The 14221-nt window shown below is 55.0% G+C and carries 7 protein-coding genes; 3 read left to right on the top strand and 4 right to left on the bottom strand.

Going from position 1 to position 14221, the window contains the following annotated elements; all coding sequences use genetic code 11:
* Window positions 1-314: 314 nt before the first annotated feature.
* Entirely contained in the window at window positions 315-1181 is an 867-nt protein-coding gene (locus ACZRKO_RS16865) for a crotonase/enoyl-CoA hydratase family protein (RefSeq protein WP_463738398.1), read from the top strand.
* Between the two features lie 46 nt (window positions 1182-1227).
* Here ACZRKO_RS16865 and pdeR read toward each other — a convergent pair whose 3' ends face one another.
* The 4 genes from pdeR to malT form a co-directional block, all read right to left on the bottom strand.
* Window positions 1228-3237: a cyclic di-GMP phosphodiesterase gene (gene pdeR / locus ACZRKO_RS16860; protein ID WP_463738397.1), complete on the bottom strand. Its 2010-nt coding sequence runs from the start codon at window positions 3235-3237 to the stop codon at window positions 1228-1230.
* A 126-nt stretch (window positions 3238-3363) separates the two neighbouring features.
* On the bottom strand, window positions 3364-5661 hold the full coding sequence (bglX, locus tag ACZRKO_RS16855; RefSeq protein WP_463738396.1) for a beta-glucosidase BglX: 2298 nt from the start codon (window positions 5659-5661) through the stop codon (window positions 3364-3366).
* Window positions 5662-5932: 271 nt separating this feature from the next.
* The gene (locus ACZRKO_RS16850) at window positions 5933-6217 is read right to left on the bottom strand and encodes a YjcB family protein (protein ID WP_463738395.1); all 285 of its coding nucleotides are present in this window, start codon (window positions 6215-6217) and stop codon (window positions 5933-5935) included.
* 257 nt (window positions 6218-6474) lie between these two features.
* Window positions 6475-9198: an HTH-type transcriptional regulator MalT gene (malT, locus tag ACZRKO_RS16845; RefSeq protein ID WP_463738394.1), complete on the bottom strand. Its 2724-nt coding sequence runs from the start codon at window positions 9196-9198 to the stop codon at window positions 6475-6477.
* Window positions 9199-9494: 296 nt separating this feature from the next.
* On the opposite strand from malT, the gene malP reads away from it, so the two are divergent.
* Window positions 9495-11900 carry a maltodextrin phosphorylase gene (gene malP / locus ACZRKO_RS16840; RefSeq protein WP_463738393.1) on the top strand — a complete coding sequence of 802 codons (2406 nt, stop codon included), beginning with the start codon at window positions 9495-9497 and terminating at the stop codon, window positions 11898-11900.
* A 10-nt stretch (window positions 11901-11910) separates the two neighbouring features.
* Window positions 11911-14001, top strand: a complete 2091-nt coding sequence (gene malQ, locus ACZRKO_RS16835; protein ID WP_463738392.1) for a 4-alpha-glucanotransferase — start codon at window positions 11911-11913, stop codon at window positions 13999-14001.
* The last annotated feature ends 220 nt before the right edge of the window (window positions 14002-14221 follow it).

Here is a 14221-nt window from a genome sequence, read left to right as displayed (position 1 = left end):
AAGGGAAGCAGTGATGAATGTGATAGTGCTCATAAAAATTTAAAAAGGGGCCGGAAAGCGTAAGACAGTAAAAGTTAATTATTAGCGCACTTCTCTTTATTGCGAAAACAAGTTTCGAAGAAGGATTTCTTTGCGGAATAAAATTTCGCAGCCTGGCAGGTTATTTATTTTGTTGGCCATTTTTATATAAAGACATTATTTAAATCCTTTAGGATTATTTTTACCACACAACTCGAATCGATTCAGTTCGGGTTAGAGCTGGACTAGGCTGGACCTGCTTCACCCAAAACTCCATTCTAACCTGGATATTAACTATGAATCTTATTGACCATACAGCGTGTCGTCCCTTTACCGAAGCCGGGCATTTATCCCAAATAGCTGCCTATTATGAAGAAGGTCGTAACGTCATGTGGATGATGCTGAAAGCCTTCCCCCGCCCTTGTTTTAATCAGCCATTAATTGAAGACATTATGAACCTGACCTATGCGGCGAAAGCCTCCGGGTTACGATTTGATTTTTGGGTTACGGGTTCTTTGGTGCCTAATATTTATAACGTAGGAGGTGACCTGAGCTTTTTCGTCGATTCCATTCTCAATAATAAGCGTGAGGCATTGCGCGCTTATGCCCGCGCCTGTATCGATTGTGTTCATGCTGCGGCACGCGGTTTTGATGTCGGTGCGGTCAGCTTATCGATGATCGAAGGAACGGCGCTGGGCGGTGGTTTCGAAGCAGCGCTGGCGCACCACTATGTTCTGGCGCAGAACACCGCGCGGATGGGCTTTCCGGAAATCGCGTTTAACCTGTTTCCCGGTATGGGCGGTTACTCGCTGGTCTCACGTAAATCGGGTATGCGGCTGGCAGAGGAGCTTATTTCCACCGGCGAGTCGCATACGGCGGAATGGTTCGAAAGCCGGGGGCTGGTGGATGTGTTGTTCCAGCCGGGCGACGCGTTCATCGCTACCCGTACGTTTATCGACACGTTGCGGCCAAAGCTCAACGGTATCAGGGCCATGATCCGGGCGCGGCAGCGTGTGTTGCAGCTTTCACGTTCAGAGCTGATGGATATTACGGAAGATTGGGTGGATGCAGCTTTTACGCTGGAGGAGAAGGACGTCGCGTATATGGAACGGCTGGTGATGTTGCAAAATCGCCATACGGCTTCCCTGCGTAAAACCGGTTAGTCTGCCCATGCCTGTTGTCCCGGGATGTAACCGTCAATCCTGACGGCTATCGCGAGACTATGTTCAAACTACCGGGTGAAGCAATTGCTCTCTGTACAAGCCAGTGCTCCAGTTCGTCTGCGGGCATTGGCTTGGCATACAGAAACCCCTGTTTGCTGTCCACGCCGATTTCATCAATCAGCTGCTCTTCTTCGCGTGTCTCCACACCTTCTGCTACGACGGTCAATTGCAGCGTTCTTGCGACAGCCACTATCGCCCGTACCAGCGCCTGAGAAATCGTATTGTTGTTAATGCCGCGCACAAAACTCTGGTCCAGCTTGATACAGTCAAGTGGAATACGTGCCAGCTGTGACAGTGAAGAGTAGCCGGTACCAAAGTCATCAAGATGTACTTCCGCACCCAGTTTATGCAACTGGTTGATCATCATGACGGCGGCTTTCTCATCTTCCACCAGGCAGCTTTCCGTCAGCTCAAAATCGAGCAGACAGTTCTTCATGCCGGAATTTTGCATGGCTTCCGTAAAGTCGGTCACCAGTGAGCAGTTGCCTAACTGACGGCCAGAAAGATTCACGGCAATGCGTAAATTCAGCCCTTTGCGCTGCCAGTCAGCGGCCTGCTGCGTGGCAGTGTCGATCACCCATTTGCCGAGCGGCGCAATCAGACCGGACTCTTCGGCGTAGGGGATAAAGTCCTGTGGCTGAATGAGCCCGCGCTCCGGTGAGCGCCAGCGCAGCAGCGCTTCGACGCTCAGCACGTCCCCGTTAGCGGAGATTTTCGGCTGGTAATAGAGCATCAGTTGTTGCTCTTCCAGCGCTTTGCGCAGGTTGGTGTCGAGCCACATATACTCCGCCACTTTCTTATTCATCTCGGGTGAAAAAACGCAGTGGGCGCTTTTTCCGGTCTCTTTGGCGACGTACATGGCCGTATCGGCATTGCGGATCAGGCTTTCGGAATCAATACCGTGCTGAGGGCAAACGGCAATGCCGCTGGAGCAGCCGGTGTAAACTTCAATCAGACCAATGCGGAACGGGGCTTTGAGGCGGCCCAAAATCTGCTGACTGATGCCTTCCAGCGCTTCCACCGACGTGTTCGTGCTGAGGATGATGAATTCGTCACCTCCCAGCCGTGCCAGCGTCTCGGTCTCTTTCAGGCAGTCCTGAATGGCATGCGCCACCTCTTTGAGCAGACGGTCACCAAACATATGGCCGTAGGCGTCGTTTACTTTTTTGAAGTTATCCAGATCAAGGTAAATCAGTCCGACCTGATTGTCGCCGCGTTCTTCAAGCGCCGTGCGCAGTTTATCCTGCAAGGCATTGCGATTTGCCAGACCGGTGATCAGGTCAGTATTGGCAAGTACTCGTAACCGCTCCTGCGCCATGCGTTCGTCGGTGATATCCGAGCCGGAACAGATGAGGAATTTTTGCTGTTTTCCGCTGCCGCTGTGGACAAACTTATTACGGAATAGAAACAGCCGCTGGCCCTTGACGGTGTTGATCCAGCGTTCAACTTCATAGGACTGCTCTTTCTGAAAGAAGCCGGTAATGTTCTGACGCGAGGCGATGCCTTCTTCCATCGACATAAACAGCTCATAGGCACTGCGCCCGATGACGTCCTCTTCGCGCAGGCCGGTGTACTCTTCGCTCAGGCGGTTGAAACGATGAACTTTGCCCTCCTGATCGATGATAACGATCACTGAGTTGGCTTCTGAAACCACCTGCTCGGCGAAGCTCAGCCCGACTTCCAGGTCATGTGCTACCGAAGCGGTATCTTCAAAGTCAGAGGCGGTACCGGCCCAGACCTGATTCTCGACTTTTCTTCCGACCAGATAGAGGCAGACAGGGGTGCCAAACAAGGAGACGTCGAGCGTAAAGCAGGAGGTAATACCGGTCAGTTCGCGGATACGTCCGGCCTGATAGCCGGTCAGGGATACGGCGACGTTGGTGACACCTTTTTCAGCGGATAACTCAAGGGCATTACTGTCAGACCCCAGGCGCCAATAAGGGCGTGGTGTACCAAAATGCAGGTACAGAATGGAGTCATCTTGAGAGTCTGTCATGGAAGCATCTCCGCTTGTAAAGCTGCACGCTTAAGAAGGGGCGGGTTCTGAGAACAACGACCCGCCCCTGACTGATGACGACTTACGCAGGCAGTTTCCTGCCTCAACCAAAAATCAGTCCTAAAATTATTTTAGCAGGAAACTGGACTGCTTAACGTCCTGCGAATCCAATCCAATGAATACATTGAATTTACCCGGTTCTGACGCCCATTTCAGCTTATCATTGAAGAAGCGCAAATCCTTTTCACTGAGGGTAAAGGTCACCACTTTTTCTTCGCCAGGCGCGAGGTCGATTTTCTCAAAGTTCTTGAGCTCTTTGACCGGGCGGCTGATGGAGGCCGTGACGTCCTGCAGATAGAGCTGAACGACGGTGGCGCCGCTGCGTTTACCGGTGTTTTTCACCGTGACGCTGGCGGTCAGCGGTTTGCTGGCGCTCATGGTCGTGGCTGACACAGACACGTCAGACACACTGAACTGGGTATAGCTCAGGCCGTAACCAAAGGCGAACAACGGACCGTTGGTGATATCGAAATAGCGCGAGGTATATTTGTTCGGCTTTTGCGGATTAAACGGACGGCCGGTATTGAGCACGCTGTTGTAGAGCGGAATTTGCCCCACTGAGCGCGGGAAGGTCATCGGCAATTTACCTGACGGGTTGTAATCCCCAAACAGGACATCGGCAATGGCGTGGCCCCCTTCGGTGCCGCTGAACCAGGTTTCCAGCATCGCGTCAGAGATCTCGTTTTCCCACGTCAGCGTCAGCGGGCGGCCGTTCATCAGCACAATCACCAGCGGCTTACCGGTGGCTTTAAGGGCTTTCAGCAGGTCGCGCTGGCTTTGCGGAATATTAAGCTCGGTGCGGCTCGAAGCCTCATGGGCCATGCCTTGCGCTTCACCGACCACGGCCACAACAACGTCGGCTTTCTCGGCGGTTTTCACCGCTTCATCAATCATTTCTTGTGCCGGACGCGGATCGTTGATCACCTGTTTTTCATACTGGTTCAGGAAATCGACAATCGCCGGGTCATTGGTGATGTTGGCCCCGCGGGCATACAGCAGCGTGGCTTTATCACCAATGGCCTCTTTCATCCCCTGCAATACGGTGACAGCCTGATTGGCTTTACCGGCGGCCGACCAGCTGCCCATGACGTCACGCTGGCTGTCAGCCAGGGTACCGACGAGAGCGATGGTGCCTTTTTTCTGCAGCGGCAGGGTTTCATGCTCGTTTTTCAGCAGCACCAGCGAGGTACGCGCCACTTCACGCGCTTCTTTACGGTGTAAGCGGCTTTCGGCATTGGTATCCACCGGGTCGCTTGATACCGGGCCTAAATGGCGGTACGGGTCAGCGAACAGGCCCATGTCCCACTTAGCGGTCAGCACGTCACGGACGGCGCGGTCGACTTCTTTTTCCGTCACCAGACCATCAGCCACCAGGCCTTTGAGATATTTTCCGTACATGTTGTCGGCCATGTCCATATCAACACCGGATTTCAGCGCCATGGCGGCTGCCTGACGGTCATCCTGCGCCACGCCGTGCATCACCAGACCGCCAATCGCGCCGTGGTCACTGACGGTCAGACCTTTGAATTTCCACTGGTCGCGTAACACTTCCTGCAACAGCCATGGGTTAGACGTGGCCGGAATACCGTTGACCGAGTTCAGGGCGACCATCACCCCCCCGGCACCCGCATCCAGCGCGGCTTTGTACGGCGGCAGGTAGTCATTGAACATGCGGGTCAGGCTCATGTCGACGGTGTTGTATTCACGCCCGCCTTCAACTGCGCCATACAGCGCAAAGTGTTTGACGTTCGCCATCACGGCATCGGGCGCCGACGGGTCATTGCCCTGATAGGCCGAGACCATTTCATGTGCGAGGCGTGACGTGAGGTAGGTATCTTCACCGAAGCCTTCAGATACGCGGCCCCAACGCGGGTCGCGGGTGATATCGACCATCGGTGAGAAGGTCATGTTCAGGCCATCAGCCGCCGTTTCTTTCGCGGAAATACGCGCGCTGGTGGCGACGGCGTTCATGTCCCAGCTGGCCGCGAGGCCAAGGCTTATCGGGAAGATGGTGCGCTGGCCGTGAACGACATCATAGGCATAAAACAGAGGGATTTTCAGGCGGCTGTGCTGTACTTGATCCTGCATGCGGCGGATGTCGGGTTTGGTCACCGTGTTAAACATGCCGCCGACTTTATCGGCGCGGATATCCGCCATGATGGCTTCTTTCGGGTAGTCGGGCCCCACGCTGACGAGATTGAGCTGGCCAATTTTCTCATCCAGCGTCATTTGTTTCATCAGGTGTGAGACGAACGCATCGCGCTCTTTCACCTGATCTTGTGGAATACCCGCCGTTTGCTCCGCAAACAACGAGGTGGAACCTGCCATTAACACTAACGCGCCAATCAGGTGATGCGTATTCATCGAGTATCCTTCAGACAAAAATCGAACCGCTGTAGGGCGGAAATCAGCAGCAATAAAGTGAACAAGGTAATGATCATTCTAAGAAAACTATAGCGTGAGAATCTAATACGGCACTTCGACTATTAGCAATGAATACTTTTATAAGAAAACAGTTTGTACAGCGCGAAGCGGCGCATCCCGCAATTTACGCTGAATTGAAAGTCGATGTACAAAAACTCTTTCGAGGAAGCGCGCAATTTCCGATCTTTAGGAATGCGTGAAACGGGCCGAATTAATAATAGAAGGGCATGTCGGTCGGGGTTTTACTCATGGTATCCATGAAAACGTCTTTGGTGACGGACCAGAAATGGGCGATGGCGGCAGCGTTGAAGGTCATACCCATCAGGCTCATGACAAAAAAGCAGGTCACCGTCAGGCCGACACCGCTGAAAACAAAGGCCATTGAATTGCGGCTGGACCGGCGGCAAACGATATTCAGCTGACTGGTGCAGAACATCAGAAAAGCGCTCAGTAATTCCCAGCGCATCATCATTAAACTGGCCGTTAAGGTACCCATCGAACGTATTCCTATGCAGATTTGTTGCCCGCATCCTGTAAACCCTAATGGCCATCGCGGCGTATTATCGGGAACAAGGCGGGCGGAAGAGAATTAAAAGTGTGACTTGAGTCACATTGTAGCGGGCATTATTTCGAAGCGCAAAATTTCATTGCGCAGAAATTCATCGGTAGCGGGGAGGGAGGGTATTCATCAGGAATGAAACCGCCAAAAGCTGGCGGTTTCATTGATGGCGACATCTAAACAGCGAGGGTATTTCAGGCGCCGTAGCCCATGACCTGCAATAGATGTTGCGCCTGTTGCACGGCGTCCTGCCGGTGGGTGACGCCGAGCTTCTGATACAAATTGCGGATGTGCGTTTTGATGGTGGTCGAGGCCACCGTCAGCTCGCCGGCGATCTGATCATTGCTGTAACCGGAGTAAATCAGCCCCAGCACCTGCCATTCGCGCTGGGTCAACGGGCTGGTGCGGATAAGCTCCGGCACCTGCGGGTGAGTCAGCAGTTTATTCACAAAGCCTTCGTCGAAATGGGCGAATTTATGCCGGTGATGCTGGTTAATATCACGGAGGATTTTTTGCGCCCGGCGCTGCTCCATTTCCGGCAGCAGATTGAGTTGAATCAGCTGGCGCAGTTGCTGCGCCATCATCTCGCCTTCAATCACAAAGTGGCTGACAAATCCGGTGCGGTTGGAGAGTTCCAGCGCCTCAATCAGTACGCGCTGGGCCTCATTTTTCCGACCAGTGTGCCAGTAGAGCAGATTGCAGAGGATCAGGTTACGGTTGAGGTCGCTGACCAGTTTCAGCTGGCGGGCGTTGGTATTGAGTTCGTCAATCACCACTTCGGCTTCGTCAAACTGCTCGAGCAAAATTTGCATGCGGGCGATGTTACGCCACTGCCCTTGCAGGAAGTGGTTGTCGGCCATGCCCGGTTTGGAGGTCTGATTCAGCCAGCTGAGCGCCGACGTTTTGTCGCCAACCATCTGCCAGTAAATCACCCGCGGTTTGTCGGCATTGGTCAGCCAGTCGGTGTGGTACTGCCCGCTTTGCAGCAGGGTTTCGCAGCGCTGTAAATAGCGGTGCGCGTTGTCGAGATGGCCCCGCGCCAGCGAGCATTTGGCCAGCATTGCCAGACACTGTAACTGCTGCTGTGGCTGGAAGTTAGCCAGTACTTCCAGCCCTTCGCGGGCGGCGCTTTCAGCATCGTCCAGACGCGCCCACGACCATAATAATTGCGAGCGCAGACGCAGCAGAAATTCATGCATCGGCAACTGTTCCAGATGCTGTTCGCGCACCAGTTCAAACGCCTTGTCCTGCGTTTCATAAGCGGCCTGTAAAAAGCCCTGCGCAATCAGGATTTCGCTCTGTTGCAGCAGCGCCCATAAGGCGTAGTGATAAGCTTCGTGGCGGCGGGCGATCTGTTCGGTTTGCTGCATCAGCGGCAGGGCGCGGCTTAAGTCGCCTTTGCAGTGCTGAATTTCGCCGGTGACCGAAGTGGCAACAATACGGCTGTAGTAGCTGGAATAGGGCAGAAAGCGCAGCGCCTGCGCGGCCAGTTTTTCCGCTTCATCCTGTTTGCCGTCGTTAATCGCCACCTGTGCCCGCAGCGCGTCGAACTCGGCGCTGAGGGTTTTATCCATCTCAATTTTTTCGCGCAGCATCTCGTTTTCCGCGCGTTCCAGCAGCATTTCTACTTCGCTGTAACGGTGCTGGCTTTGGGCCAGCCAGGCTTGCAGTAATGCCAGTTTTGGGTTTTGAATCAGCCGCTCGTACGGCAGCGCGTTCAGGCACTCTTCGAGCAGTGCCAGTTCGCTCTGATTAAACAGCGCCCAGGCGTGTTGCAGCAGAATATCGCGCAGCAGGTCGGTGTCTTCGGCCCCGAGGGCGTGATGAATAGCTTCGGCCGGGAAACCCAGCGCCTGCCAGCCTTCTGCGGCTAAACGGTGAATGGCCGGCAGTTCAGCGGCCAGTTCCCACTGGCAGCGCTGGCGCAGGAAGGTGGCGAACAGCGGATGGAAGTTAAACCATTCACCGCTGTCATCCATGCGGTGAATAAACAGCCCCTGACGCTCCAGCTCTTCCAGCCGCTGTTGCCCGTTATCTTCGCCGGTCAGTTTGACGATCAGCGAATCATTCATTGAACGCAGCAGCGAGCAACGCAGCAGGAAGTCGCGGGTGGGCGAATCGACGCGATCCAACACTTCGTCCACCAGATACTCCGACAGATGGCTGGCATTCAGCCCGGCCAGCTTTTTGGCAGACTGCTGCGCCGAGGCGGTCGATGCGCTGGACTGCCGTGCCGACAGTGCAATCAGCTGCAACGCCGTGGCCCAACCGGCAACGTCGTCGCACAAGCGGCCGCTATCTGCCTGCTCAATCGGATCTGCCAGACGGCAATCAAAGAATTGCTGGGCTTCGACATGGTTGAAAGCCAATTGCGCGGCATTCAGCTCCAGCAGTTGATCCCTCACGCGCAGGTTGGCGATGCCGAGCTGCGGCAGGGTGCGCGAAAGCACCATTAAGGTGATGTTTTCCGGCTGGTGGCGGAGGAAGAAACGCATCCCTTCGTGAATTGCGTCGTTGGAAATCAGATGATAATCATCGATCACCAGCAGCAGCGGCCGGTGCCAGTCAGACAGTTCGACAAACAGCTGCGCGAACAGCGCCGACAGGCTGGCATACTGATGTTTCTGGCTGAGGGCTTCGCTTTTAACGCAGTGTCCGCCGGTGGCCTGTTGTATGGCGGCCACCAGATAGCTGGCAAAACGCTCCGGCTGATTATCGCTTTCATCCAGCGAGTACCAGCCCAGATCGCTTTTGCCCGCCGCCCAGTGGGCAACCAGCGTGGTTTTACCGTAGCCAGCAGGACAGGCGACCAGCACCAGACGGTAATTCTGCGCAGAAGCCAGCTTCGCTAACAGGCGTTCGCGTACCACCGTATTTTGCAGCCGCACTGGGCGGCTGAGTTTCGAAGGGATCAGCATAGTTATCCATTCTTATGACTGTAAACGAATGAGAGGAGGAATTATTTTACAGCGCGTAATTAATAATATTCCTAAGGTCTGCCAATGCAGTAAGTATTGCAAGATTGTTACACTTTTACGTGTCGGTAAGTTGCTCTGCGTCACAGTTTTAGTAGTTGTTTTTACGCGAATAAATTCCGTTTGTACTACGCCCTTTATCTCCTCCCTCTCTAATCCCCGGCGGGATGATGCTGCCCAACAGGCTTCCCGTCAGCATACCGTTATCGTCTGCAAAATTACCTGCTCAGAGAGGGCTTATGTCGCAATTCACATTACAAAAAACGCAGTTTCAGGATGCTCTGACCCGCCAGTGGCAAGGCTTTGGTCTGCAAAGCGCACAGGATATGACGCCGCACCAGTGGTGGCAGGCCGTCAGCGGTGCGCTGTCCGAACAACTGGCTGCAAGGCCTGTTGCGGCACAACAGAAACAAGATCAGCGTCACGTAAATTACATTTCGATGGAATTTTTAATAGGTCGCCTGACCGCCAACAACTTAATTAACCTCGGCTGGTATGACACGGTGCGTGACGTGCTGTCTGAGCAGGGCGCAGAACTGGCCGATGTGCTGGAGCAGGAGACCGACCCAGCGCTAGGCAACGGCGGTCTGGGGCGTCTGGCAGCTTGTTTCCTTGACTCAATGGCGACGGTTGGCCAGCCTGCAACCGGTTACGGTCTTAACTATCAGTACGGTCTGTTCCGTCAGTCCTTTAACGATGGTAAACAACAGGAAGCGCCAGATGACTGGCACCGTGAAAGCTATCCGTGGTTCAGCCACAACAGCCGCCTGGCGGTCGACGTTTCCTTCGGCGGCAAACTGGCGAAAAACAGTGACGGTTCTGAGCACTGGCAGCCGGCATTCAGCCTGCGCGGTGAAGCCTGGGATCTGCCGGTGGTCGGCTATCGCAACGGCGTGACGCAGCCGCTGCGCCTGTGGCAGGCGACGGATATCCACCCGTTTGACCTGACACTATTCAACGATGGCCAGTTCCTGAAAGCCGAGCAAAAGGGCATTGATGCCGCCAAGCTCACCAAAGTGCTCTACCCGAATGACAACCATCAGGAAGGTAAACGCCTGCGTCTGATGCAGCAATATTTCCAGTGCGCCTGTTCGGTGCGCGACATTCTGCGCCGTCACCATTTCCTTGGTCGCAAGCTTGAAAAGCTGCCTGACTTTGAAGTGATCCAGCTAAACGACACCCACCCGACCATCGCCATTCCTGAGCTGCTGCGCATTCTGCTCGACGAACATCAGCTGGAATGGGATGCCGCCTGGGCTATTGTCAGCAAAACCTTCGCCTACACCAACCACACGCTGATGCCGGAAGCACTGGAATGCTGGGACGAGAAACTGGTCCGCAGCCTGTTGCCACGTCACTTCTCGCTGATTAAACAGATCAACGCCCGCTTTAAAAAGTTGGTGGAAAAACAGTGGCCGGGCGACAAAGCGGTGTGGGAAAAGCTCTCTGTTCACCAGAACAAACAGGTGCGCATGGCCAATCTCTGTGTAGTCAGCGGGTTTGCGGTCAACGGCGTCGCCGCGCTGCATTCGGATCTGGTGGTGAAGGATCTCTTCCCTGAATATCACCAGCTTTGGCCGAACAAATTCCACAACGTCACCAACGGTATTACGCCGCGCCGTTGGCTTAAACAGTGTAATCCGGCGCTGTCTGCGCTGATTGATGAGAGCCTGAAAACCGAATGGGTCACGCATCTGGATGCGCTCATAGGGCTGGAGAAATTCGCTGATGATGCCGCTTTCTGTGCGCGTTATCAGCAGATCAAATATGACAACAAAGTGCGTTTGGCCGCCTACGTTAAGCAGCGCATGGGCATTACGCTGAACCCGGAGGCGATTTTCGACGTACAGATTAAACGCCTGCACGAATACAAACGTCAGCATCTCAACCTGCTGCACATTGTGTCGCTCTACCGCCAACTGCGCGATAACCCGCAGATGGACATTGTGCCGCGCGTCTTCCTGTTCGGGGCCAAAGCTGCGCCGGGCTATTATCTGGCGAAAAATATTATTCATGCGATCAACAAGGTGGCAGAAAAAGTTAATAACGATCCGATCGTCGCCGATCGTCTGAAAGTGGTATTTATTCCTGACTACCGTGTTTCGGTGGCGGAGCTGATGATCCCGGCGGCGGACGTCTCCGAGCAGATCTCCACGGCGGGAACCGAAGCGTCCGGCACCGGCAATATGAAACTGGCTCTGAATGGCGCCATGACCGTCGGCACGCTCGACGGCGCGAACGTCGAAATCGCCGAACAAGTGGGCGAAGAGAACATCTTTATCTTCGGCAATACCGTCGATCAGGTTAAAGCCCTTAAAGCTGGCGGCTATGACCCGCTGAAATGGCGCAAAAAAGATAAACATCTCAATGCGGCGCTCAACGATCTGGAAAGCGGCCTGTTCAGCGACGGCGACAAAAACGCCTTTAGCCTGATGCTCGACAGCCTTCTGACCGGCGGCGACCCTTATCTGGTGCTGGCTGATTTTACCGCTTACTGTCAGGCACAGCAGCAGGTGGACGCGCTGTACCGTGATAAGGCGCAATGGATACAACGTACTATTCTCAATACTGCCCGTGTCGGCATGTTCAGTTCAGATCGCTCGATCCGCGATTATCAGCAGCGGATCTGGCAGGCGAAGCGCTAAAGGAGCGGGAATGGAGAGTAAGCAACTCGAACAGGCGGCCATCGAAGCTGGGATTTCCGCCGGATACATCAACGCACACGGCAAGCAGCAGGCTATTGCTGCGGCGACCAAGCGGGAATTGCTGGACGCGATGGGCTGGAAGCCAGGCCAGCAGGTGGACATCGAAGCGCCAGTGCCGCTGGTCAAGGTGTTCGTTAAGGGCAGCCGTCTGGCGCTGCCGGTTGGCGGTGAAGGTGAATTCCAGTGGCAGTTAGCGCTGGAAGGCGGCGCGGTCCAGCAGGGCCGCACCAGTGGCAAAATGACACTGGCGCTGCCGGGCCGGATCCCCACCGGTTATCACCAGCTGACACTCACGCAGGAGAGCCGCAACTGGACGTGCCGCATTATCGTTGCGCCGAAGCGCTGCTATGAACCCGATGCGCTGCTGGCGGGCAAAAAACTCTGGGGCGCCTGTGTGCAGCTTTATACTCTGCGCTCGGCAAACAACTGGGGCATTGGTGATTTCGGCGATCTTCGTCAGCTGGTTAATGAGATGGGCCAACGCGGCGGGGCTTTCGTCGGCCTCAACCCGATTCATTCGCTCTATCCGGGAAATCCGGTGGCGGCCAGCCCTTACAGCCCGTCATCACGCCGCTGGCTGAACGTGATTTATATCGACGTCAGCGCGGTGGAAGATTTCCAACTGAGCAAAGAGGCTCAGCGCTGGTGGCACGAGCCGATGACGCAGAAAACCCTGAAAACCGTGCGCGACAGTGCCTGGGTGGATTACGCCCGCGTGATGCCGCTCAAACTGGCGGGGCTACATCTGGCGCATCAGCATTTTGTCACGCGCAGCGCCAGCGATCCGATGCAAAAGGCCTATCAGAAATTTGCCCGTGAAGGCGGGGAAAGCCTCTATCAGCAGGCGGCATTTGACGCGCTGTACGCGCATCTGACGAAGCAGGGCGATGAACCTAACGGCTGGACGCACTGGCCGGAGAAATACCGCAGCGCGCAAAGTGCCGCGGTGAAAGCCTATTGTGAACAGTACGAAAGCGACGTTGATTTCTACCTCTGGTTGCAGTGGCTGGCCGAATGGCAGTTTGCCCGCTGTTACCACGACAGCCAGCAGGCTGACATGCCGATTGGCCTGTACCGCGATTTGGCGGTCGGCGTGGTGGAAGGCGGCGCGGAAACCTGGGGCGACCGTGATGTTTACTGTCTGAAAGCCTCGGTGGGCGCACCGCCGGATATCCTCGGCCCGCTTGGTCAGAACTGGGATCTACGTCCGATGGATCCGCACGTCATGGTGAAGCGCGCCTATCAGCCGTTTATCGATTTGCTGCGTTCCAACATGACCAGCTGCGGCGCATTGCGTATCGATCATGTGATGACGCTGCTGCGGCTGTGGTGGATCCCTCAGGGTGAAACGGCGGACAACGGTGCCTACGTGCAGTATCCGGTGGACGATCTGCTGGCGATCCTCGCGCTGGAGAGCCAGCGTCACCGCTGCATGGTGATCGGCGAAGATCTGGGGACGGTGCCGGTGGAGATCGTCAGCAAGCTGCGCGAAGGGGGGGTTTACTCTTACAAAGTGCTCTACTTTGAGCGCGACGCCGAGAACAACTTCCGCGCACCGCAGTCCTATCCGGTGCAGGCGATGGCGACCATCACTACCCATGACCTGCCGACGCTGCGCGGCTACTGGCAAAGTGACGATCTGGCGCTGGGTAAAAAGCTCGGTTTGTACCGTGATGAAGAGGTACTGACTGAACTCTACGCTGACCGCGCACGCGCACGACAGGGGCTTCTCGACGGTCTGCATCACTATGGCTGTGTGCCGAAATCCACCGGGCATAAGGCCGGTGCGATGAGCATGACACCGACGCTCAACCGGGGTTTGCAACGTTATGTCGCCGACAGCGCCTGTGCCCTGCTGGGGCTTCAGCCCGAAGACTGGCTGGACATGCAGGAGCCGGTCAACATTCCCGGCACCAGCGACGAATATCCTAACTGGCGCCGCAAATTGACTCGTACTCTGGAGGATATGTTTGCCGACGAGGACGTAAATAAACTGATCAAAGACCTGGATAAACGTCGCAGGAAAGTGTCAGTGAGTTAATTAGCGTTGAAGTAAAAAAGGGTTTCCGGCAGTGTGCGGAAACCCTTTTTGTTGTTGAAATGGTATCTATTTACTAAGGGTATTGGTCAGAGGGTATTGTGTAAGTACAGGGCAATAGACCGGATACGATACCTGTATTCGGTAAAGGATCTCTATACGCACCCTTAGTCAGGTATAAGGATTTGTCTGGCGCATAAAAAAAACGGCCCTTTCAGGCCGC

Source organism: Ewingella sp. C233 (assembly GCF_055407225.1).
This window is presented reverse-complemented; position numbering and strand designations above follow the sequence as displayed.

What these genes read in the sequence shown, in the direction of transcription:
- ACZRKO_RS16865 (WP_463738398.1), top strand. Translation starts at nt 315, where the DNA reads ATGAATCTTATTGACCATACAGCGTGTCGTCCCTTTACCGAAGCCGGG.
- pdeR (WP_463738397.1), bottom strand. Translation starts at nt 3,237, where the DNA reads ATGACAGACTCTCAAGATGACTCCATTCTGTACCTGCATTTTGGTACA.
- bglX (WP_463738396.1), bottom strand. Translation starts at nt 5,661, where the DNA reads ATGAATACGCATCACCTGATTGGCGCGTTAGTGTTAATGGCAGGTTCC.
- ACZRKO_RS16850 (WP_463738395.1), bottom strand. Translation starts at nt 6,217, where the DNA reads ATGGGTACCTTAACGGCCAGTTTAATGATGATGCGCTGGGAATTACTG.
- malT (WP_463738394.1), bottom strand. Translation starts at nt 9,198, where the DNA reads ATGCTGATCCCTTCGAAACTCAGCCGCCCAGTGCGGCTGCAAAATACG.
- malP (WP_463738393.1), top strand. Translation starts at nt 9,495, where the DNA reads ATGTCGCAATTCACATTACAAAAAACGCAGTTTCAGGATGCTCTGACC.
- malQ (WP_463738392.1), top strand. Translation starts at nt 11,911, where the DNA reads ATGGAGAGTAAGCAACTCGAACAGGCGGCCATCGAAGCTGGGATTTCC.